This window comes from Bradyrhizobium daqingense, from assembly GCF_021044685.1.
Classification (GTDB): Bacteria; Pseudomonadota; Alphaproteobacteria; order Rhizobiales; family Xanthobacteraceae; genus Bradyrhizobium; species Bradyrhizobium daqingense.
The window spans coordinates 3,651,217-3,672,355 of sequence record NZ_CP088014.1; the positions used below are offsets into that span (position 1 = coordinate 3,651,217).

Below are 21,139 nucleotides of genomic sequence, written 5' to 3' on the forward strand. Positions count from 1 at the left end.
CTCATCGAAGTTTCGGGTTGAGCGCGTCGCGCAGCCAATCGCCGAGCAGGTTGATCGACAGGATCAGCGCCGCCAGCGCTAGACCGGGAAACGCGACGATCCACCATTCGCCTGCGAACAAATAATTGTTGCCGATCCGGATCAGCGTGCCGAGCGAGGGCATGGTGTCCGGCAGGCCGACGCCGAGGAAGGACAGCGTCGCCTCGGTGATGATGGCGAGCGCCAGGTTGATCGTGGCGATGACCAGAATCGGGCCCATCGTGTTGGGCAGCACGTGCCGCAGCATGATCTTCGGTGCGGGCAGGCCGATCAGCTGCGCGGCGGCTACATAGTCCTTGTTCTTCTCGACCATGACTGAGCTGCGCACCGTGCGGGCATAACCCACCCAGAAACTCAGGCCGATCGAGATCACCAGCACGACCAGCATGCTGGTGGCGTCCAAGCGGTTGCCGAGGACCGATTTCGCGATGCCGTTGACCAGCAGCGCAATCAGGATGGCGGGGAAAGTGAGCTGCACGTCGGCGATGCGCATGATCACGCCGTCGACAGCGCCGCCGAAATAGCCGGCGATCAGGCCGAGCGCGATGCCGAGCGCACCGGCGAAGATCACCCCGGCAACACCGACGGCGAGCGAGATGCGCATGCCGTAGAGGATGGCGGAGAACACGTCGCGGCCCTGCTCGTCGGTGCCGAGCAGGAACGGGCTCTGGCCGTCCGCGGTCCACAACGGTGAGATCCGCGAATTCATCAACTGCAATTGTGCGGGGTCGAAGGGGTTCTGCACCGCAAGCCAGTTGGCGAAGATCGCGAGCAGGAAGAACAAGAGTGTGATCGCCGCCGCCACCATGGTGAGCTTGGAGCGGCGGAACGAATAGAAGAGATCGCTGTCGAGCGCGCGGCTGAACCAGCTCTGGGCGGCTCGGGGCGGCTTTGCACTCTGCTCGCCGGAATTGGAAACCACTGCGTCGGACATGCGGGCTGCCTTATGCGGCGCGACCGACGGTCGAGCGCAGGCGCGGATCGACCACGGTATAGAGGATATCGACCACCAGATTGATGGTGACGAAGATCAGCGAAACCATCAGCAGGTAGGCGGCCATGATCGGGATATCGACGTTTTGCACGGCCTGCACGAACAAAAGTCCCATGCCCGGCCATTGGAACACGGTTTCGGTAATGATCGAAAATGCAATAACCGAGCCAAACTGAAGCCCGGCCACCGTGATCACGGGGATCAGCGTGTTCTTCAGCGCATGGCCGAAATGAATGGCGCGGGTGGTCAGCCCGCGGGCGCGGGCGAAGCGGATATAGTCGGTTCGCAGCACTTCCAGCATCTCTGCGCGCACCAGCCGCATGATCAGCGTCATCTGAAACAGGCCGAGCGTGATCGACGGCATGATCAGGGCCTTCAGTCCCGACAGCGTGAGCAGGCCCGTCGTCCACCAGCCGAGCTTGACCACCTCACCGCGGCCGAACGAGGGCAGCCAGCCCAATGTCACCGCGAACAGATAGATCAGGAGTATGCCGATCAGGAAGGTCGGCAGCGAGATGCCGATCAGCGACACCGCCTGGAATAGCTTGGCGAGCAAGGTGTCCCGCCTGAGCGCCGAATAGACCCCCATGAGGATGCCGAGAACCATCGCAAAGACCGTCGCGCAGATTGCGAGTTCGAGGGTCGCGGGCATTCGCTCCATCAACAACGTCGAGACCGGCTGGCGGAACTGGTAGGAGACGCCGAACTTGAACTGAACGGCATCGGCGAAATAGCGCACGAACTGGACCGGCACGGGATCGTCGAGGCCGAGCGACTTGCGCACGGCTGCGCGCTCGGCCGCAGGCGTGTCGATCGAGACGATCTGGTTGACGGGGTCGCCAGCGAAGCGGAACATCGAGAACGCGATGATGCCGACGGCGAACATGACGCCGATGGCCTGAAGGGCGCGGCGAAGGGTGAAAGCGAGCATGCCTTCCACTGACCTTGGGTGTGCGTGCGGCTGACGTCCTTGTCAGCCGGAAAAGGAAAGGTCCCGGACGCCTAACGCTTCCGGGACCTCGTGTTCAACGGACGCTATTCCTTCTTGGTCGCCCAATGGAACATGACCAGATTGTCGGCACGTTGCGGCAGGTTGACCTTCTTCGATACGCCCCAGGCCAGAGCCTGCTGGTGCAGCGGGATGTAGGCCCAATCCTTGATGCTGATTTCATACGCCTGCTTGATCAGCTGGTTGCGTTTGGAGGTGTCGGTTTCAACCAGCACTTTGTCCGTAATGGCGTCGAACTCCTTGTTGCAATAGCCGCCGAGATTGGCCTCGCCACGCGAGGATTTCGCATCGTCGCGGCAGCCCATGATGTCATAGAGCACGTTGTGGGAATCCATCGTGCTCGGCGTCCAGCCCAAGAGGTAGAACGAGGTCTGGTAGTTGCCCTGCTTCAAGACCTTGGCGAAATATTGAGCCTTCGGCTGCGCCAACAGATTGATCTTGACGCCGATGCGGGCAAGCATGCCGACCACGGCCTGGCAGATCGCGGCGTCGTTGACGTAGCGATCGTTCGGACAATCCATGGTGACCTCGAAGCCGTCGGGATAGCCGGCCTCGGTCAGGAGCTTCTTGGCGCCGTCAGGGTCGAATTTCGGCCGCGTGAAGTCCTTGGAGAGCACGAACAATTCCGGGGCGATCATCAGCGCCGACGGCGTCGACAATCCGCGCATCACGCGCGTCTTGATCAGCTCGATGTCGATCGCCTTGTAGAAGGCCTCGCGGACGCGGACGTCCTTGAACGGATTCTTTCCCTTGACGTTGGAGTAGAGCAATTCGTCGCGGGTCTGGTCGAAGCCGAGGAAGATGGTGCGTAGCTCCGGCCCTTTCAGGACCTGCGCGTTCGGGCTGGAATCGACGCGGGAAATATCCTGGATCGGCACCGGCTCGATGACGTCGACTTCGCCCGACAGCAGCGCGGCGACGCGGGTCGCGTCGGAAGAGATCGGGGTGAAGATGATCTCCTTCAAATTACCTTCCACCTTGCCCCAATAGTTGGGGTTGGCCTTGAATACGGTCTTCACGCCGGGCTGATGGCTTTCGATCATGAAGGGGCCGGTGCCATTTTCATTGAGCGAGGCGTAGCTCGGCGTGGTCGCCGCGACCGGAGTCGGATCGACGACGTTGTTCGCCTCCGCCCATTTCTTGTCCATGATGTACCAAACATCCCACGAGTTATGCAGGATGGGGTTGGGCGAGGGCAGGATGAAGTCGACGGTGTAATCGTCGACCTTGACGACCTTGACGTCGGCTGCAAGGCGGGTCTGCATGTTGGACCCCTTCTTGCGGACGCGATCGGCGGAGAACAGCACGTCGTCCGCGGTGAAGGGATCGCCGTTGTGGAATTTCACGCCCTTGCGCAAATGGAAGCGCCAGCGGGTCGGCTCCGGAGTTTCCCAGCTTTCCGCCAGCGCCGGAATGATCTTGAGATCCTTGTCGCGCGCGGTCAGACCTTGATAGACGTGGCCGAGGTGGGCGTGGGTGGTGCTCTCGTTGAGGGTATAGGGATCGAGCGACTTCAGGTCACCCTGGTTGGCATAGCGCAGCGTCTGGCTCAACGCCGGCGAAACCGACAACGCAAGCGCACCGGCGAGCGTCGCCGCAAACAGACTTCGACCTACTGACATTCTTGACCCTCTCCACTCTGCCGTGCCGATGATTTTTGATTTGTTCGGCCGGCCGATCAATCCATGTTGCCCAGAGTTCTCGACCCGTGCAAGCGCCATTCCAGCAAGGAACGCGCCAAAGTTGCGCCGCTGGGCAGCAATGCTGATCATGCCGCCGGGCATAGAGGACTTGCGGCTTTCGACTTTGGTTGACCATACTTGGCCGATTGCGGGTCGGGACATGTCAGGCCGGCGTCAGGTCGCTTGCGTCGCACCACAAGTCGCGGCGATACTGCGACAGGCCGCTCGAATCTCAGCCGGAGGGGATATGAAAGTTAACATTGAAATCGACTGCACCCCTCTCGAGGCCCGCCAATTCTTCGGTTTGCCCGATGTGGCACCGATGCAGACGGCGGTGATGGAGAAGCTGCAGCAGCAGGTGCTGAGCAACATCGAGAAGGTCTCGCCGGAATCGCTGATCCAGAGCTGGTTCACCTTCGATCCGAAGATTGCCGAGCGGTTTCAGGACATGTTCGTCACGATGGCGGGCCTCGGTGGCACGCGCAGCAGCGACAAGAAGAAATAGTGTCGCCCGGACGGGACGGGACGCTGGAAGAGGGCCGGCTTCGCCCGCCGCCTCTCGGCCTGCTGTTGGCCGAGGCGCGCGGCTTGTTCGAGTTCAATGCGAGCCTTTTGCTGTCGCCGCTCCTGATGCGCGCGCCGAGGGGCGACGGCCATCCGGTGCTGGCGCTGCCGGGGTTCCTCGCCAGCGACCTTTCGATGGCGCCGATGCGGCGCTATCTCAGCGAGCTCGGTTATGAGGCACATGCCTGGCGGATGGGCCGCAATCTCGGCGGGGTGGCACGGATGCGGGATTCTCTGCGGTCGCGCCTCTCCGAGATCCACGCCGCCACCGGACGCAAGGTCAGCCTGGTGGGATGGAGCCTCGGCGGCGTTTACGCCCGCGATCTCGCGCTTTGGGCGCCCGACATGGTGCGTTATGTCGTGACGCTCGGCAGCCCCTTCGCCAACGACGTGCGGGCGACCCACGCTACGCGGCTCTACGAGGCGATGTCTGGCGAGCGGGTCGAAGATTTGGCCGCGTTGCGCGAGGCGATCGCCGGGGACCTGCCGGTGCCGACGACGTCGGTCTATTCGCGCGCCGACGGTGTCGTCAATTGGCGGACCTGCGTGCTGCGCCCATCCGACCGCGCCGAGAATATCGAGGTGCACCTGGCGAGCCATATCGGGCTCGGGGTGAACCCCGCAGCGCTGTGGGCCGTGGCGGACCGCCTGGCGCAGCCGGAGGGGGAATTCTCGCCATTTGACCGGGCCGGGCCGTTTGCCATTGCATATGCCCCGGCGGAACAGGCAGTATCGGCCTGACGAGAAGCGCCATCAAGGCGCCCGTCGAAATCTTGCGGGAGGGAACTATGGCTGACGGTAAGAAGCTGTCGTCACTGGATGCGTCGTTTCTCTATCTGGAAACACCGGAAATGCCGATGCATGTCGGAAGCATGGCGATCTTTCGCCTGCCCGACGATTACAAGGGCGACTTCTTCGAAGACTTCAAGGCGATGATCGTCTCGCGCCTGCACATCGCGCCGATCCTCAAGGCGCGGCTGGAGAAGGCGCCGCTCGACATCGATCATCCCTCCTGGGTCGAGGACGACCAGTTCGACATCGACCGTCACATCTTCCGCGCCAGCCTGCCGCAGCCGCGCGATCGCGCCACGCTCGAGCGCATCGTCGGCTGGATGCATGCCAAGCTGCTTAACCGCGCCCGCCCGCTCTGGGAGTTCTACGTATTCGAGGGCATGAAGGACAACGAGGTCGGGCTCTATTCCAAGATGCACCATGCCGCCATCGACGGTGGTGCCGGTGCGGCCCTGACCAACATGATCTACGACATCTCGCCGATCCCGCGGCAGGTCGATCCGCCGACAGCTGGTAGTAAGCCCGGACAGGAGCCGCGCGACATCGCCGCGAACCTGCTCGATTCCTATCAGCAGCTCTTCAGCCAGCCGCTTGATGCTTCGGCCGCCGCGAAGAACCTGCAACTGCCGCGCACCGGTAAGAGCGACATCGGCTCGATCCTGTTCGACAATGCGATGTACCAGATCGAGAGTGCGGTCCGCTTTGCCGGTAACATCCCGACCGTGCTCAAGAGCGTCTCCGAGGTGCTCGGCAAGGTCGCCGATCCCAAATCGCGCGAGAGCCTCGCCAGCATGGTGTCGCCGCCAACCATGCTCAACAAGACCATCTCCTCGGAGCGCAGTTTCGCCGGCGTGTCGATCTCGCTCTCGCGAGCGAAGGCGCTGGCCAAGCTGGCCGGCGGCAAGCTCAACGACGTCGTGCTGGCGCTCGCCTCCGGCCTGGTCCGCCGCTACCTGCAGCAATACGGCACGCTGCCGGCGAAATCCTTGACCGCCGCCGTGCCGATCTCGCTGCGCGAGGAGGGCAACACCGAGGCCAACAACCAGGTGTTCGGCATGATCTGTTCGATCGCGACCAATATCGACGATCCCAAGGCGCGGCTCGAGGCCATCATCGCGCAATCGACCAAGTCCAAGGAGATGTCGCATCCGCTGCGGGCGCTGATGCCGCAGGTCTCCAACATCTCGATGCTGGGCGCGCCGATCATGGTGCAGATCCTGGCGCTGCTCTACAGCCGCTCGAACCTGTCCGACATGCTGCCGCCGGCCGCCAACATCACGGTGTCCAACGTGCCGGGACCGCGGCAGACGCTCTATGCCGCGGGCGCCGAGCTCTTGCACATCTTCCCGGTGTCGATCTCGACTCACGGGCAGGCGCTCAACATCACCGTGCAGAGCTATCGCGACCAGCTCGACTTCGGCTTCATCGTCGGCGCCAACATCATTCCGCACGTGCAGGTGATGTGTGACATGTTGCCGGAAGAGTTCGCTGCGCTGGAGGCCGCCTACGCGCCGCCGGCCGCGGACATCAAGGGCGCTGCCGAGTAGGAGTTCGTGATGATTGAAATGCCGCCGCTCAAGTTCGCGACAACGAACGGAATCCGCATGGGCTATTACGAGGCGGGTCCGGCCGACGACAAGCCGCCGGTCGTGCTGTGCCACGGCTGGCCCGAACTCGCCTTCTCCTGGCGCCACCAGATCAAGGCGCTGAGCGAAGCTGGCATCCGCGTGATCGCGCCCGACCAGCGCGGCTATGGCGCGTCCGATCGGCCGGAGCCGGTCGAGGACTACGACATGGAGCATTTGACCGGCGATCTCGTCGGTCTGCTCGATCATCTCGGGATCGACAAAGCGATCTTCGTCGGCCACGACTGGGGTGGCTTCGTCGTCTGGCAGATGCCGCTGCGGCATCCCACGCGCGTCGCCGGCGTGGTCGGCGTCAACACGCCGCATTGGGACCGTGCGCCGGCGGACCCGATCGCGCTGTTCCGCCAGCGCTTCGGCGACCAGATGTACATCGTCCAGTTCCAGGATCCCGCCCGCGAGCCGGACAGGATCTTCAGCAGCCGCGTTGAAGAAACCTTTGATGCCTTCATGCGCAAGCCTGTCGCGCGGCCCGCCGGTACGCCGGCCGAAGAGCCGATTGCCGGCGTCGGAGCTTCGCCCCGGATCAACCTGGCGTTTCCGCAGATGATCGCGAATTACGACGCCAAGCATGATCCGCGGACGCCGATCCTGTCGGCGGAGGAGAAGAAGGTGTTCGTCGATACGTTCACGACAACCGGCTTCACCGGCGGCATCAACTGGTACCGTAACTTCACCCGCAATTGGGAGCGGTCGAAAGGGCTGGACCACCACGTGCACGTGCCGTCTCTGATGATCATGGCCGAGAACGACGCGGTGCTGCCGCCATCGGCGGCCGACGGCATGGAGAAGCTGATCGGAGATCTCGAGAAGTATCTCGTGAAGGACAGCGGCCATTGGACGCAGCAGGAGAAGCCGGAAGAGGTCAGCGCCAAGCTGATCGAATGGCGTAGAAGGCGGTTTGGCTGACGACGCAGTCGCCAGTTTGAGTGAGACGTCATTCCGGGGCGGTCTGAAGGACCGGACCCGCGATCTCGAGATTCCGGGTTCGATCCTGCGCATCGCCCCGGAATGACGCGATGAGGGGGAAGCACGTTTAATGTCATCCAAGAACCGACTGGATCCAATTCCGCATCCGCCGACCAAGCCCGTGGTCGGCAACATGTTGTCGCTCGACGCAGCCGCCCCCGTGCAGCATCTGACGCGGCTTGCCAAGGAGCTCGGTCCGATCTTCTGGCTCGACATGATGGGCTCGCCGATCGTCGTCGTCTCCGGCCATGATCTCGTCGACGAGCTCTCCGACGAGAAGCGCTTCGACAAGACGGTGCGCGGCGCGCTGCGGCGCGTGCGTGCGGTCGGCGGCGACGGCCTGTTCACGGCCGATACCAAGGAGCCGAACTGGAGCAAGGCGCACAACATCCTGCTGCAGCCGTTCGGCAACCGCGCCATGCAGTCCTACCATCCGAGCATGGTCGATATCGCCGAGCAACTGGTCCAGAAATGGGAGCGGCTCAACGCCGACGACGAGATCGACGTCGTCCATGATATGACGGCGCTGACGCTGGACACGATCGGCCTGTGCGGCTTCGAGTACCGGTTCAACTCGTTCTACCGCCGCGACTACCATCCCTTCGTCGAATCGCTGGTGCGCTCGCTCGAAACCATCATGATGACGCGCGGCCTGCCGTTCGAGCAGCTCTGGATGCAGAAGCGGCGCAAGACGCTCGCCGAAGACGTCGCCTTCATGAACAAGATGGTGGATGAGATCATCGCGGAGCGCCGCAAGAGCGCGGACGCCGTCGACGACAAGAAGGACATGCTCGCCGCGATGATGACCGGCGTGGACCGCGCCACCGGCGAACAGCTCGACGACGTCAACATCCGCTACCAGATCAACACCTTCCTGATCGCGGGCCACGAGACCACCAGCGGCCTGCTGTCCTACACGCTGTATGCCCTGCTCAAGCATCCCGACATTCTCAAGAAGGCCTATGACGAGGTCGACCGCGTCTTCGGTCCCGATGTCAATGCGAAGCCGACCTATCAGCAGGTGACGCAGCTCACCTACATCACGCAGATCCTGAAAGAGGCGCTGCGGTTGTGGCCGCCGGCGCCGGCCTATGGCATCTCGCCGCTGAACGACGAAACCATCGGCGGCGGAAAGTACAAGCTCCGGAAGGGCACCTTCACCACCATCCTGGTGACGGCGCTGCATCGCGATCCCTCGGTCTGGGGACCCAATCCGGATGCCTTCGATCCCGAGAATTTCAGCCGCGAGGCGGAAGCCAAGCGGCCGATCAATGCCTGGAAGCCGTTCGGTAACGGCCAGCGCGCCTGCATCGGGCGCGGCTTCGCCATGCACGAGGCGGCGCTCGCCCTCGGCATGATCCTCCAGCGCTTCAAGCTGATCGATCATCAGCGTTATCAGATGCACCTGAAGGAGACGCTGACGATGAAGCCGGAGGGCTTCAAGATCAAGGTCCGCCCGCGGGCCGACCGTGAGCGCGGCGCTTATGGCGGGCCTGTCGCGGCCGTGGCTTCGGCGCCGAAGGCGCAGCGCCAGCCCACCACGCGGCCCGGCCACAACACGCCGATGCTGGTACTGTACGGCTCCAATCTCGGCACCGCCGAGGAGCTCGCAACGCGCATGGCCGATCTCGCCGAGATCAATGGCTTTGCCGTTCACCTTGGACCGCTCGACGATTACGTCGGCAAGCTGCCCCAGGAGGGCGGTGTGCTGATCATCTGCGCCTCCTACAATGGCGCACCGCCCGACAATGCGACGCAGTTCGTCAAATGGCTCGGCAGCGATTTGCCGAACGATGCCTTTGCCAACGTGCGTTACGCCGTGTTCGGCTGCGGCAACAGCGACTGGGCCGCGACCTATCAATCGGTGCCGCGCTTCATCGACGAGCAATTGTCGAAGCACGGTGCACGCGCGGTCTATCCGCGCGGCGAGGGCGATGCGCGCAGCGATCTCGACGGCCAGTTCCAGAAATGGTTCCCGGCCGCGGCCCAGGTCGCCACCAAGGAATTCGGCATCGACTGGAATTTCACCCGGACCGCGGAAGACGATCCGCTCTACGCGATCGAGCCGGTGGCGGTGACCGCGGTCAACACCATCGTGGCCCAGGGTGGCGCGGTGGCGATGAAGGTGCTGGTCAACGACGAGCTTCAGAACAAGAGCGGAGCTAATCCGTCGGAGCGCTCGACGCGGCACATCGAGGTGCAACTGCCGTCCAATCTGACTTATCGCGTCGGCGACCATTTGAGCGTCGTTCCGCGCAACGATCCCACGCTGGTGGATTCTGTTGCCCGCCGCTTCGGCTTCCTGCCCGCCGACCAGATCAGGCTCCAGGTTACCGAGGGTCGCCGCGCGCAATTGCCGGTCGGCGCGGCCGTGTCGGTCGGCCGCCTGCTGAGCGAATTCGTCGAGCTGCAGCAGGTCGCGACGCGCAAGCAGATCCAGATCATGGCCGAGCACACCCGCTGCCCGGTCACCAAGCCGAAATTGCTGGCCTTCGTCGGCGAGGAGGCTGAGCCGCTCGAGCGTTATCGGAGCGAGATTCTGGCCAAACGCAAATCGGTGTTCGACCTGCTGCTCGAGTACCCCGCTTGCGAGCTTCCGTTCCACGTCTATCTGGAAATGCTCTCGCTGTTGGCACCGCGCTATTACTCGATCTCGTCCTCGCCGTCGGTAGATCCGGCGCGTTGCAGCGTTACGGTCGGCGTGGTCGAAGGTCCGGCCGCTTCCGGCCGCGGTGTCTACAAAGGCATCTGCTCGAACTATCTCGCCAACCGGCGCGCAGGCGATGCGATCTATGCGACGGTGCGCGAGACCAAGGCCGGCTTCCGGCTGCCCGATGACCCTTCCGTGCCCATCATCATGATAGGCCCGGGAACGGGCCTTGCGCCCTTCCGCGGCTTCCTCCAGGAGCGCGCCGCGCGCAAAGCGAAGGGGGCGACCCTCGGACCGGCCATGCTGTTCTTCGGCTGCCGTCATCCCGACCAGGATTTTCTCTACGCCGATGAACTCAAGGCGCTTGCGGCGGGCGGCATCACCGAGTTGTTCACGGCGTTCTCGCGCGCGGCCGGGCCGAAGAGCTATGTGCAGCATGTGCTCGCCGCGCAAAAGGACAAGGTGTGGCCGCTGATCGAGCAGGGTGCGATCATCTATGTCTGCGGCGATGGCAGCAAGATGGAGCCCGACGTGAAGGCGGCCCTCGTCGCGATCCACGGCGAGAAGAGCGGCAGCGATGCCGCTGCCAGCGCACGCTGGATCGATGAGATGGGTGCGAAGAACCGCTATGTGCTCGACGTCTGGGCGGGAGGGTAGGCCAAGCCCTCGCTGCCGTAGCCCGGATGGAGCAGCGCAATCCGGGGCGGTCTTTTCCTCACGAGAGTGTTTCCCGGATTTCGCTGCGCTCCATCCGGGCTACGGATTAATCGTGCTAAAGCTCTGGCATGATTCCCTGGGAAAAGATCGACACCGCCAAGATCCCCGGCTCCGACGAAGAGCTCCGGCTGATGCGGCGGGGTAAGGAGTTCTCCATCAAGCTCGGCAGCAACGAGCTGATGAACAGCCGCCTGTCGGGCTCTGAAGCGGCGCTCGCGACGCTGGCGGCAAAGCAGATCGAGAATGTCGCAAAGCCCGTCGTCCTGATCGGCGGCCTTGGCATGGGCTTTACGCTACGCGCGGCGCTGGCCGTGCTTGGAAGCAAGGCGAAGATCGTGGTGTCCGAACTCGTGCCTGCGGTGGTCACCTGGGCACGGGGTCCGATGGCTGAGGTGTTCGGCGACAGTCTCGACGATGCCAGGGTGAGCATCCAGGAGACCGATGTCGGCGAGATCATCCGGGCAAAGCGGTCGGCCTTCGATGCCATCCTGCTCGACGTCGACAACGGACCGGAAGGACTGACCCGGAAGGGCAATGATGCGCTCTACAATGCGAGCGGGCTCACGGCGGCGAAGACGGCGTTGCGACCGCGTGGCGTGCTCGCCGTCTGGTCCTCGGGACCCAACGCGGCTTTCACCAAGCGCCTCGGCCGTGCCGGCTTCGACGTCAATGAAATCAACGTTCGCGCCACCGGAAGAGGCGGCGGTGCGCGCCACCTGATCTGGATCGCGAGGAAAGGCTAGTCGGCCCGACTTGTAGCCCGGATGGAGCGCGGCGCAATCCGGGGCGGTCGATCGGCGCGCACGGATTTCCCGGATTACGCTGCGCTCCATCCGGGCTACGCCTCCTGGCTAGAACATCGTGTTGCCGTTTGCCGGATTTTCAGGAATGTCCTGAACGACGTCCCAGTGTTCGACGATCTTGCCGTTCTCCAGCTTGAAGATGTCCACGATGGCGCGGCCCCTGGTGCCGGACTCGCGAACGGAGTGAACGTGCAGGATGACAAAGTCGCCATCCACGAAGCTGCGCTTGATCTCGCTGTGCGAGTTCGGAAACTTCTCGCGCAGGAAGCCGATGAATTTCCGGAAGCCCTCGGGGCCGTCGGCGGCGTTGGGGTTGTGCTGGACGTAGCGGTCGCCGACATGGGCGAGGGCTGCGTCAGCGTCCTTCTGGTTGAGACCCTTCTCGTAGAAGTCGAGCACGGTTTTGCGATTGGCTTCTTCTTGCGCGCTACCCGCCATGGCGGCGCCAGCGGCGAGTGAGAGCACGAGAATGGCAGCAGCGATCATTGCGCCTAGCCGAACGATGGAATGCATGGGAGCTCCGCGAGGCCGAGCCTCTTTGCGATTGACGAGGGCCTGTATAGCTTCCGTGCCGGCTGGCGTTAAGAGAGTAACCGGCCGCTCACATAGTCACCGCAAGGACACCGGCGGTCTATGCCGCCTGTGCCGCCGCGCCATGCGCGTGTTTGTCGATCGCGCCGATGATCTCCGGCCAGAACCGCATCGGCAGCGCGTGGCCCATGCCCTCGATCATCAGGAGCTTCGCGCCCGGGATCGACTCGGCGGTGTCCTTGCCGCCCTCGGGACGAACCAGGGGATCGACGGTGCCGTGAATGACCAGCGTCGGAATCTTCACCCCGCGGAGCCGTTCCTTGCGGCTGCCGGAGGCAAGCACGGCGCGGAGCTGCCGGCCGACGCCAGCGGGATTGAGCCCGCGCGCGAACACCCGCTCGGCCCGCCCGACGTCCAGCGCTTCCTCCTCGGGAAAATGCCCGGCGCGCAGCACCTTCCAGGTTTGGCCGAAGCGGACCATGAATTCCTCCTTGCTGCGTGGCGGCGGCGCCATCAGCATCGCGGCGGCCTCGCGGGTCGGTGGCGGTACGCGCGGATTGCCCGTGGTCGACATGATCGAGGTCAGCGAACGGACGCGGTGGGGAAATGACAGCGCCACCTCCTGCGCGATCATGCCGCCCATGGACGCCCCGACCAGATGCGCCGAGTTGATGCCGAGCGCGTCCATCAGGCCGACCGTGTCCTTTGCCATGTCGATCAGCTTGTAGGTCGCCGCCACGGGAATCCGGAACAAGCGCAGCTTCAACAGTTCGAACGGCGTCAGCCGTTTGCCGCCCGTGAGATGGCTCGACTTGCCGATGTCGCGGTTGTCGAAACGGATCACACGAAAGCCGCGCGCGGCGAGTTGCTCGCAGAACGCATCGTCCCAATGGATCATCTGCGCGCCGAGCCCCATGATCAGCAGCAGCGGTTCGGCATTGTCGTTGCCGAAGATCTCGTAGCAGATGTCGATGCCATTGGCGCGGACGGTCTGGGGCGGCTGGTGGACGGTCACGGTCGCGATCCCTCGCTGCTGATCAATGCTGTATTGCACGCTTTGGCGCTGCAAAGAAGCCGTGAGTGCGGCACCGGGCCGCTTGCCGGTTGACCGGCCCCTCGCAACGGTGTGGTATGGCCGAAAAAGAAGGGCATCGAAGCTCTTGATTTCAGGAGGACGCCGATGACCGACAAGATCAATGACCCCGTTGCCATGTGGCAGAAGATGATGGGCGAGATGGAGAAGGGGTTCAACTCCTTCGCCAACCAGGCCATGTCGTCGCCCGAGTTTTCCCAGGCGATGAACCGTGCGGGCGGAGTTGCTGCAGGTGCTCAGAAGCAGCTCGGCGAGGTCATGGAGAAGTATCTCGTCACGATGAACCTGCCGAGCCGGGAGCAGGTCACCGGTCTTGCGGAACGACTCCAATCCATCGAAGCCCAGATCGGCGAGATCAAGTCCCTGCTGAGCCAGATGGCGGCGAGTTCCGGAATCTCGGCGGGCCTGGACAGCGCGCCGCGGCCGCCGCGGACGAAGCGCCCGCCCTCCGGAGGCGGAGCGCAGACATGAACGCGCAAACGGGACTTGATTTCGCATCTATCCCGGAGCGCATCCAGTCCGAGGTGCAGCGTGCGATCCAGCGCAGCATCAAGGGCGTCGAATATTTCTCGACCTCCGGCCCGACGCTCGGCTCGACACCCAAGGACGTGCTGCATTCGCGCGGCACGATGAGCCTCTATCACTACCGGCCGATGTCGGACGAGATTTACCGGGTGCCGGTGCTGATCGTGATGGCAACGACCAACCGCGGCTACATCCTCGACCTCGTCCCCGGCCAGAGCTTCATCGAGTTCCTGCTCAGGCGCGGCTACGACGTCTACATGCTGGACTGGAGCGCGCCGCGGCCGGAGGAGAAGAGCCTGCGGATGGAGGACTACGTCCTCGACTTCATCCCGGATTGCGTCCGCCGCGTGCAGGCCGATTCCGGCGAGCAGGACGTCTCCGTCATCGGCTATTGCTTCGGCGGCGTGCTGTCGCTGCTGTACGGCTCGATCCACAAGGACGGGCCGATGAAGAATCTGATCTGTTTCACCACGCCGATCGACTTCCGCGAGATGAAGCTGTTCTCCAATTTCTCCGATCGCCGCTATTTCGACGTGGACCGTCTCGTCGACAGCGTCGGCAACGTGCCGCCGGAGATGATCCTGTCCTCGTTCGAGATGCTGCGCCCGGCCTCGCGCACGGTGAGCCAGATCCAGCTCTGGGAGAACATCTGGAACGACGAGTTCGTCAAGTCCTACCGGATGTTCGATCGCTGGGCGACCGACACGTTGCCGCTCGCCGGCGAATATTTCCGCACCATCACCAAGGACCTGATGTGGGACAACAAGCTGTTCAACGACACCATGTCGGTCGGCGGCCGCGCGGCGAAGCTCGAAGACATCAAGGTGCCGATCCTGCACGCGGTGGCCGAGCACGATCACATCGTGCCTTATGACGCCGCAAAGCACCTGATCACGAAGATCGGTTCGGAGGACAAGGAAGAGGTGATGCTGAAAGGCGGTCACGTCTCGCTGGTCGCCGGTGCCAATGCGGTGAAGCGGCTGTGGCCGAAACTGGACTCCTGGCTGGGAAAGAGATCGACATGAGTGAGCACCGTTCCTATCCGCGTCAGGTCAAGACCGATGCCGGCGATATCGAGATCCGCCTGATGTCGCCCGGCGACGAGGCGGCGGTGCTCGCCTTCGGCCAGGGTCTTCCGACCCATGATCTGTTGTTCCTGCCGCGCAATATCAGCCAGCCGAAGGTGCTCTCGGCCTGGGTCAAGGAAATCGAGCGCGGCGCGATCACGAGCCTGCTCGCGGTGAAGGACGGCCGGGTCGTCGGTTGCGGCACGCTAGTGCGCGATCCGCATTCCTGGTCGCCTCATGTCGGCGAGATCCGCATGGTGGTCTCGTCCGATGTGCGCGGGCAGGGAGTGGGCAAGGCGCTCTCGCAGGAGACCTTTGCACTTGCACTCGGCGCCGGCCTGGAAAAGCTCTCGGTCCAGATGACGGTCGACCAGCAGGCTGCGATTGCCCTGTTCGAGAGCCTTGGCTTCAAGGCCGAGGCGCTGCTGCGCGATCATGTCCGGGACGTCGATGGCAAAACCCACGACATCGTCGTGCTCGGGCACAACATCGCGCAGGTCCAGGCCCAGATGGAGGCTTATGGGCTGCCGGGGGCCGTCCAGCACTAGGAACCAGCGGCCGGGAACCTTCTGGCCGGACAGGCAGCATAGTGCCTCCTATTAAGGCTGTTCACGATTTCGTGATATCGCACTGCAATATGGATATTGCGACGCACAATTAACCGTGCCATATAAGCCGTGCCCCGGGCCAATGCGGACGGGGTGAGCCCATAGCTCAGACCAATGAGGATGGAGAGAACCCCATGACCACCGAAACCAACACCGCCTTCGAGGGCTTCAAGGACGCTTTCAAGAACATCCAGAATCTGGAAGTTCCCGAGGCTGCCCGCGAGTTCGTCAAGAAGACCGCCAACACCGCCAAGGACCGTGCCGCCGAAGCCTTCGCCGGCTCCGAGCGCGTGACCGCCGCGGTCGAGAACGCGGTGACCGAATCCGTCGCTGAGGCCGGCAAGATCAGCCGCAACATCCAGCAGGCGATCTACGAAGACGCCGACGCGTTCTTCTCGGGCATCGACAAGCTCGCGTCCGCCAAGTCGGTCAGCGAGGCCGTCGAGATCCAGTCGAGCCTGCTCCGCGCCCGCGGTGAAGTGTTCGTCTCGCGCGCCAAGGCGACCGCCGACTATTTCGGCAAGCTCGCCGCCAACGGTGCCAAGTCCGCACAGGACAATTTCGCCAAGGTCTACACCAAGACCGCCTGATCCGGCGTGACGACAAACTGAATTCGAGGCCCGCTTCGGCGGGCCTTTTGTTTTTGCGTTGCTGCCGTCATTGCGAGAAGCCCTTGCGACGAAGCAATCCAGAATGTCTCCGCGGAAAGAATCTGGACTGCTTCGCTTCGCTGGCGATGACGAGTAGGGTGAAAGCAGTCATGATCCCACCTGCCACCTATTCCTTCGACACTCCCGGTGACGCCGAACGCGCGGCCGAGCTTCGCCGTGTGAAAACGTTGGCGACGCTGGTGCTGGCCGCGACCTTGGCGCTGTTCGTGGTCGCCAAGTGGTTGTTGCCGGTGCATCCCATTTTCGGCTTCATCGCGGCCTTCGCGGAGGCCGCGACCATCGGCGGGCTCGCCGACTGGTACGCGGTGGTCGCGCTGTTCAAGCGGCCGCTCGGTCTGCCGATTCCGCATACCGCGATCATCCAGAGCAATCAGGCCCGCATCGCCGACAAGCTCGGCGAATTCATCCAGGTGCATTTCCTCGAGGCCGGCCCGGTCGAGGCCAAGCTGAAGGAGATCGACTTCGGCTCCTTCGTCGCCGACTGGCTGCGCGACCGCAAGCGCAGTGACGATCTGGCGCGCTTCGCGCTACGCCTGTTGCCGGAGGCCGTTTCCGCGACCGAGAGCTCCGGCCTGATGACCTTCATCATCCGCCGCATGTCGTCGCAGCTCCAGGCGATCGACCTTGCGCCGCTGGCCGCCGGCACGCTGCGCGGATTCGTGGCGGAGGGGCGGCACCAGATCCTGTTCGACGATCTCCTGCGCGTGATGCACGAGACGCTGAACCAGCAGGAAACGATGGCGATGATCCGCGAGAAGGTGCGCGCGGAACTGCCGACCCTGCTCAGGCTCTACCGCGCCGACAAATTCCTGGTGAACAAGATCGTGGCGTCCGCCACCGCGTTCTTCAACGAGGTCCGCAGCGATCCCAAACATCCATTCCGCGGCGAGTTCGACCGCATGGTGCTGACATTCGTCGATCGGCTCGGCACCGACCAAGCCTATATCGACCGCATCGACGGATTGAAGCGCGATCTCCTCGCGCGGCCCGAGCTTGCGGCCCTTGCTCGCACCGTTTGGGCCAACACGCGCTCCTTCATCGAGCGCAGCGCGAGCGGCGAGACGCAGGTGCTTCAGCATCATCTGGCCGGCATGTTCGTTGCCGCAGGTGAAGCGCTCGCCGGCGATGCCGAACTGCGCGGCGAGATCAACAAGGGCCTGGTGACCGTTCTGCGCAGCTTCGTCGCCGATCAGAAAGGCGGCGTCTCGACTTTCATCTCGGACCAGGTCAAGGCGTGGAATATGTCGCAGTTGATTTCGCTGATCGAAATCAACATCGGACGTGACCTGCAATACATCCGCTTCAACGGTTCGCTGATCGGAGGGCTCGCCGGACTTGCGCTCTACTCCGTGGAATTCCTGCTCCGATGGTTGTGACTTTTCCGTCACGGCCGTTGGCATTAACGCGCGGGCCTATTGTGACCTCGCGCCTCTCCAGCTTGAATGTTGGGAACCGGCCGCCTAGCTGATTCATGTTGCGCTGCGGAACGATCAAGAAGCCGGTGCATTGGAATTCATGCCCATTTGTCGGCCTCGTCGCCGGCGGCCTTTCCAGGAATTCTTCCCAGGGGAAATATTGATGACCGCAACTGCCCAGACGCTGCGTCCGCCGTCCCGCACCTTGATGTTTCTGGAGGGGCGCGCGATCCACGAGTTCGGCGCATTCCTCGGCGCGCTGCCGCTGCTGAGCCTCGCGCCGCCCGGCGATGGGCATCCGGTGCTGGTGCTGCCGGGCCTCGTAGCCTCCGATGTCTCGACACGCGCGCTGCGGGCGTTTCTGACCAGCAAGGGCTATGCGGTGAGCGGCTGGCGTCAAGGTCGCAACTACGGCCTGCGCGAGGGCGTGCAGGACGCCATGGTGGATTTGGTCGAAGAGCTCAGCGACAAGCACGGCCGCAAGATCAGCCTGGTCGGCTGGAGCCTCGGCGGCCTTTATGCGCGCCAGCTCGCCAAGATGATGCCCGAGCGCGTGCGCCAGGTCATCACGCTCGGCAGCCCCTTCGCCGGCGATCCGCGCTCGACCAACGCATGGCGTGTCTACGAATGGGCGAGCGGGCGCAAGGCCGACGAGGTTGATCCGCGTTTTGGCGGCGAGCTCGCGGTGCCGCCGCCGGTGCCGACCACCGCCATCTTCAGCCGGACTGACGGCGTTTGCGCCTGGCAGGGCTGCATGGAGAAGTCGGGCGCACAGACCGAGAGCATCGAGGTGGAAAGCAGCCATTGCGGCATGGGCCATCATCCCGCAGCGGTCTATGCGGTTGCCGACCGCCTCGCGCAGAAGGACGGCCAGTGGCAGCCCTTCGACCGCAGCGGCTGGCGCAGCGTGGTGTATCCCGACCCGCATCGGTAGGCGGGCCTGCATGGTCGAGACGCGCGGCCTTGCCGCGTTCCTCACCATGAGCATTGAGAGCGCGGATGCCACGAAAAGACGATCAGACCTCATCCTGAGGAGGCGCGAAGCGCCGTCTCGAAGGATCGAGCCCGGCTCTCGCATTAGCGCTCGCGTCCATTGTCGCGCCCGCACCAAACGCGCTATGCCTCGCGCATGGCGCATCCGTTGTCCCGCATCATCGACCAGCTCAAGCGCGAGCCGTCGCGCACCGGCTCCATCGTCATCACCGTGTTCGGCGACGCCATCGTGCCCCGTGGCGGTGTGGTGTGGCTCGGCACGCTGCTGCAATTCTTCGAAAGCCTGGACATCGACAGCGGCGTGGTGCGGACCGCAATGTCCCGTCTCGCAGCGGACGGCTGGCTGATGCGCGAAAAGGTCGGCCGCAACAGTTTCTACCGCCTTGCCGACAAGGGCCGACAGACTTTCGAGGCCGCCACACGTCACATCTACGATCCGCCGCCCTCCGACTGGACGGGCCGCTTCGAGTTGCTCCTGATCGGCAATGGGGAGGACCGCGACGCCTCGCGCGAGGCGCTCCGCAATGCCGGCTTCGGCAGTCCGCTGCCGGGCGTCTGGGTCGCGCCGTCGGGCGTGCCGGTGCCGGACGAAGCCGCAGGCGCAATCCGTCTCGAAGTCTCGGCGGAGGATGACAGCGGCCGCCGGTTGCTCAGCGCAAGCTGGCCGCTGCAGCGCACCGCGGACGCCTATCTGAAATTCATGAAGACCTTCGAGCCGCTTCGGGCTGCCCTCGGGCGCGGCGCCGATTTGTCAGAAGCCGATGCCTTCACCGCGCGCATCCTGCTGATCCACTATTACCGCCGCGTCGTGCTGCGCGATCCGCTGCTGCCGGAGAGCCTGCTGCCGGCGGATTGGCCGGGCCGGGCCGCCCGCGACCTCTGTGGCGAGATCTATCGCGCGCTGCTCGCTCCATCAGAACAATGGCTCGATGGCCATGGAACCAACGAGAAGGGAGCCCTGCCGCCGGCGCGGAAGCTCCTGGAACGGAGGTTCGGCGCCTGACTGACATGTTACAGAAATATCTTGCATGAACTAATTTGTGTTATATATTTCCTGCCAACAAATCGGGAGGATGCGCATGTACACCCAAGCGCTGAACACGGCCGAGACCGACGATCGCGGTCTGGAGGACGCAGGCAAAGCCGCGCAGTTCCAGGCCCGCATCGATGCCGAGGAGCGCATCGAGCCGAACGACTGGATGCCGGCGGCCTATCGCAAGACGCTCACCCGCCAGATTTCCCAGCACGCCCATTCCGAAATCGTCGGCATGCTGCCCGAAGGCAACTGGATCACGCGTGCGCCGACACTACGCCGCAAGGCGGCGCTGCTCGCCAAGGTGCAGGACGAGTGTGGCCACGGGCTCTATCTCTACGCCGCCGCCGAGACGCTCGGCACCTCGCGCGAAGAGCTGGTTGACGCCATGCTCGCGGGCAAAGCGAAATATTCTTCGATCTTCAACTATCCGACACTGACCTGGGCCGACATCGGCACCATCGGATGGCTGGTCGACGGCGCAGCGATCATGAACCAGATCCCGCTATGCCGCTGCTCCTATGGTCCCTATGCGCGCGCGATGATCCGCGTCTGCAAGGAGGAGTCCTTTCACCAGCGCCAGGGCTACGAGATCATGCTGACGCTGTGCCGCGGCTCGGACGAGCAGAAGGCGATGGCGCAGGACGCGCTGGACCGCTGGTGGTGGCCTGTGTTGATGATGTTCGGCCCGCCCGATGCGACGAGCCAGCATAGCGACACCTCGACGAAATGGAAGATCAAGCGCTTCTCCAATGACGAGCTGCGCCAGAAATTCGTCGATGCCACCGTGCCGCAGGCGCACCATCTCGGCCTCACCATTCCCGATCCCGGCATGATCCAGGACGCCGACGGGCACTGGCGCTACTCCGAGATCGACTGGACCGAGTTCAAGCAGGTGCTCGCCGGCAACGGCCCCTGTAATCGCGACCGCATGGCCGCGCGCCGCAAGGCGCACGAGGAGGGCGCCTGGGTGCGCGAGGCGGCGGCCGCCTATGCCGCCAAGCGTGCGCAGCGTCAGATAGCTCAGGCTGCCGAATAGGGAGATCATTATGGGCACGCCGAACACGCCGCTGTGGGAAGTCTTCATTCGCAGCCGCAACGGGCTCGCGCACAAGCATGTGGGATCGCTGCATGCGAGCGATACGACGATGGCCCTGCAGGCCGCCCGCGACATCTACACCCGCCGCGGCGAGGGGCTCTCGATCTGGGTCGTGCCGTCGACCGCGATCACCGCGAGCGATCCCGCCGAGAAGGGCATGATGTTCGAGCCGGCGGAATCGAAGATCTACCGGCACCCGACCTTCTATGAGGTGCCGGAAGAAGTGGGGCACATGTGATGGG

The 21,139-nt window shown here is 63.8% G+C and carries 20 protein-coding genes; 15 read left to right on the forward strand and 5 right to left on the reverse strand.

All coding sequences use genetic code 11. The annotated features are described in order from the left end of the window. Position 1 precedes the first annotated feature (1 nt). From LPJ38_RS17415 to LPJ38_RS17425, 3 genes are all read right to left on the reverse strand, one after another. Complete coding sequence (locus LPJ38_RS17415; RefSeq protein WP_145628006.1) at positions 2–973, reverse strand: ABC transporter permease; 972 nt, start codon at positions 971–973, stop codon at positions 2–4. Between the two features lie 10 nt (positions 974–983). After that, entirely contained in the window at positions 984–1,964 is a 981-nt protein-coding gene (locus LPJ38_RS17420; RefSeq protein WP_145628005.1) for an ABC transporter permease, read from the reverse strand. A gap of 104 nt (positions 1,965–2,068) precedes the next feature. Further along, positions 2,069–3,664 (reverse strand): ABC transporter substrate-binding protein, encoded by a 1,596-nt coding sequence (locus tag LPJ38_RS17425; RefSeq protein WP_060735458.1) that lies wholly within the window; start codon positions 3,662–3,664, stop codon positions 2,069–2,071. A gap of 307 nt (positions 3,665–3,971) precedes the next feature. On the opposite strand from LPJ38_RS17425, the gene LPJ38_RS17430 reads away from it, so the two are divergent. The 6 genes from LPJ38_RS17430 to LPJ38_RS17455 all read left to right on the forward strand — a co-directional run bounded on the left by LPJ38_RS17430 (position 3,972) and on the right by LPJ38_RS17455 (position 11,802). Then, positions 3,972–4,229, forward strand: a complete 258-nt coding sequence (locus LPJ38_RS17430; RefSeq protein WP_008550241.1) for a DUF6489 family protein — start codon at positions 3,972–3,974, stop codon at positions 4,227–4,229. Beyond that, on the forward strand, positions 4,229–5,029 hold the full coding sequence (locus LPJ38_RS17435; RefSeq protein WP_145628003.1) for an esterase/lipase family protein: 801 nt from the start codon (positions 4,229–4,231) through the stop codon (positions 5,027–5,029). Before LPJ38_RS17430 ends, LPJ38_RS17435 begins: the two co-directional genes overlap by 1 nt. 47 nt (positions 5,030–5,076) lie before the next feature. Then, entirely contained in the window at positions 5,077–6,627 is a 1,551-nt protein-coding gene (locus tag LPJ38_RS17440; protein ID WP_145628001.1) for a wax ester/triacylglycerol synthase family O-acyltransferase, read from the forward strand. A gap of 9 nt (positions 6,628–6,636) precedes the next feature. Continuing rightward, the gene (locus LPJ38_RS17445; RefSeq protein ID WP_145627999.1) at positions 6,637–7,632 is read left to right on the forward strand and encodes an alpha/beta fold hydrolase; all 996 of its coding nucleotides are present in this window, start codon (positions 6,637–6,639) and stop codon (positions 7,630–7,632) included. A gap of 130 nt (positions 7,633–7,762) precedes the next feature. Beyond that, positions 7,763–10,999, forward strand: a complete 3,237-nt coding sequence (locus tag LPJ38_RS17450; RefSeq protein ID WP_145627997.1) for a bifunctional cytochrome P450/NADPH--P450 reductase — start codon at positions 7,763–7,765, stop codon at positions 10,997–10,999. Positions 11,000–11,127: 128 nt separating this feature from the next. Continuing rightward, positions 11,128–11,802: a spermine/spermidine synthase domain-containing protein gene (locus tag LPJ38_RS17455; RefSeq protein ID WP_145627996.1), complete on the forward strand. Its 675-nt coding sequence runs from the start codon at positions 11,128–11,130 to the stop codon at positions 11,800–11,802. Positions 11,803–11,910: 108 nt separating this feature from the next. Here the strand turns inward: LPJ38_RS17455 and LPJ38_RS17460 are convergent, their stop codons facing one another. Continuing rightward, positions 11,911–12,375 carry a nuclear transport factor 2 family protein gene (locus LPJ38_RS17460; RefSeq protein ID WP_145627994.1) on the reverse strand — a complete coding sequence of 155 codons (465 nt, stop codon included), beginning with the start codon at positions 12,373–12,375 and terminating at the stop codon, positions 11,911–11,913. Between the two features lie 118 nt (positions 12,376–12,493). Beyond that, positions 12,494–13,408 (reverse strand): alpha/beta fold hydrolase, encoded by a 915-nt coding sequence (locus LPJ38_RS17465; protein ID WP_145627992.1) that lies wholly within the window; start codon positions 13,406–13,408, stop codon positions 12,494–12,496. Between the two features lie 165 nt (positions 13,409–13,573). Here LPJ38_RS17465 and LPJ38_RS17470 point away from each other — a divergent pair, with 165 nt between their 5' ends. The 9 genes from LPJ38_RS17470 to paaB all read left to right on the forward strand — a co-directional run bounded on the left by LPJ38_RS17470 (position 13,574) and on the right by paaB (position 21,135). Then, the gene (locus LPJ38_RS17470) at positions 13,574–13,957 is read left to right on the forward strand and encodes a hypothetical protein (RefSeq protein WP_145627990.1); all 384 of its coding nucleotides are present in this window, start codon (positions 13,574–13,576) and stop codon (positions 13,955–13,957) included. Continuing rightward, positions 13,954–15,036, forward strand: a complete 1,083-nt coding sequence (locus LPJ38_RS17475; RefSeq protein WP_145627988.1) for a PHA/PHB synthase family protein — start codon at positions 13,954–13,956, stop codon at positions 15,034–15,036. The genes LPJ38_RS17470 and LPJ38_RS17475 overlap by 4 nt, the downstream gene beginning before the upstream one ends. After that, positions 15,033–15,626 carry a GNAT family N-acetyltransferase gene (locus LPJ38_RS17480; protein WP_167520200.1) on the forward strand — a complete coding sequence of 198 codons (594 nt, stop codon included), beginning with the start codon at positions 15,033–15,035 and terminating at the stop codon, positions 15,624–15,626. The genes LPJ38_RS17475 and LPJ38_RS17480 overlap by 4 nt, the downstream gene beginning before the upstream one ends. 194 nt (positions 15,627–15,820) lie before the next feature. After that, the gene (locus tag LPJ38_RS17485; RefSeq protein WP_145627984.1) at positions 15,821–16,276 is read left to right on the forward strand and encodes a phasin; all 456 of its coding nucleotides are present in this window, start codon (positions 15,821–15,823) and stop codon (positions 16,274–16,276) included. Between the two features lie 170 nt (positions 16,277–16,446). Further along, positions 16,447–17,733: a DUF445 domain-containing protein gene (locus LPJ38_RS17490; RefSeq protein WP_145628358.1), complete on the forward strand. Its 1,287-nt coding sequence runs from the start codon at positions 16,447–16,449 to the stop codon at positions 17,731–17,733. 202 nt (positions 17,734–17,935) lie between these two features. Next, positions 17,936–18,706 (forward strand): esterase/lipase family protein, encoded by a 771-nt coding sequence (locus LPJ38_RS17495; RefSeq protein ID WP_145627982.1) that lies wholly within the window; start codon positions 17,936–17,938, stop codon positions 18,704–18,706. A 195-nt stretch (positions 18,707–18,901) separates the two neighbouring features. Beyond that, positions 18,902–19,768: a phenylacetic acid degradation operon negative regulatory protein PaaX gene (paaX, locus tag LPJ38_RS17500; protein ID WP_145627979.1), complete on the forward strand. Its 867-nt coding sequence runs from the start codon at positions 18,902–18,904 to the stop codon at positions 19,766–19,768. 76 nt (positions 19,769–19,844) lie between these two features. Further along, complete coding sequence (gene paaA / locus LPJ38_RS17505) at positions 19,845–20,837, forward strand: 1,2-phenylacetyl-CoA epoxidase subunit PaaA (RefSeq protein WP_167520199.1); 993 nt, start codon at positions 19,845–19,847, stop codon at positions 20,835–20,837. 10 nt (positions 20,838–20,847) lie between these two features. After that, positions 20,848–21,135 carry a 1,2-phenylacetyl-CoA epoxidase subunit PaaB gene (paaB, locus tag LPJ38_RS17510; protein WP_145627975.1) on the forward strand — a complete coding sequence of 96 codons (288 nt, stop codon included), beginning with the start codon at positions 20,848–20,850 and terminating at the stop codon, positions 21,133–21,135. Positions 21,136–21,139 lie beyond the last annotated feature (4 nt).

Coding starts and splice junctions, on each gene's coding strand:
- LPJ38_RS17415 (WP_145628006.1), bottom strand. CDS start 973: ATGTCCGACGCAGTGGTTTCCAATTCCGGCGAGCAGAGTGCAAAGCCG.
- LPJ38_RS17420 (WP_145628005.1), bottom strand. CDS start 1,964: ATGCTCGCTTTCACCCTTCGCCGCGCCCTTCAGGCCATCGGCGTCATG.
- LPJ38_RS17425 (WP_060735458.1), bottom strand. CDS start 3,664: ATGTCAGTAGGTCGAAGTCTGTTTGCGGCGACGCTCGCCGGTGCGCTT.
- LPJ38_RS17430 (WP_008550241.1), top strand. CDS start 3,972: ATGAAAGTTAACATTGAAATCGACTGCACCCCTCTCGAGGCCCGCCAA.
- LPJ38_RS17440 (WP_145628001.1), top strand. CDS start 5,077: ATGGCTGACGGTAAGAAGCTGTCGTCACTGGATGCGTCGTTTCTCTAT.
- LPJ38_RS17445 (WP_145627999.1), top strand. CDS start 6,637: ATGATTGAAATGCCGCCGCTCAAGTTCGCGACAACGAACGGAATCCGC.
- LPJ38_RS17450 (WP_145627997.1), top strand. CDS start 7,763: ATGTCATCCAAGAACCGACTGGATCCAATTCCGCATCCGCCGACCAAG.
- LPJ38_RS17455 (WP_145627996.1), top strand. CDS start 11,128: ATGATTCCCTGGGAAAAGATCGACACCGCCAAGATCCCCGGCTCCGAC.
- LPJ38_RS17460 (WP_145627994.1), bottom strand. CDS start 12,375: ATGCATTCCATCGTTCGGCTAGGCGCAATGATCGCTGCTGCCATTCTC.
- LPJ38_RS17470 (WP_145627990.1), top strand. CDS start 13,574: ATGACCGACAAGATCAATGACCCCGTTGCCATGTGGCAGAAGATGATG.
- LPJ38_RS17475 (WP_145627988.1), top strand. CDS start 13,954: ATGAACGCGCAAACGGGACTTGATTTCGCATCTATCCCGGAGCGCATC.
- LPJ38_RS17480 (WP_167520200.1), top strand. CDS start 15,033: ATGAGTGAGCACCGTTCCTATCCGCGTCAGGTCAAGACCGATGCCGGC.
- LPJ38_RS17485 (WP_145627984.1), top strand. CDS start 15,821: ATGACCACCGAAACCAACACCGCCTTCGAGGGCTTCAAGGACGCTTTC.
- LPJ38_RS17490 (WP_145628358.1), top strand. CDS start 16,447: ATGATCCCACCTGCCACCTATTCCTTCGACACTCCCGGTGACGCCGAA.
- LPJ38_RS17495 (WP_145627982.1), top strand. CDS start 17,936: ATGACCGCAACTGCCCAGACGCTGCGTCCGCCGTCCCGCACCTTGATG.
- paaX (WP_145627979.1), top strand. CDS start 18,902: ATGGCGCATCCGTTGTCCCGCATCATCGACCAGCTCAAGCGCGAGCCG.
- paaA (WP_167520199.1), top strand. CDS start 19,845: ATGTACACCCAAGCGCTGAACACGGCCGAGACCGACGATCGCGGTCTG.
- paaB (WP_145627975.1), top strand. CDS start 20,848: ATGGGCACGCCGAACACGCCGCTGTGGGAAGTCTTCATTCGCAGCCGC.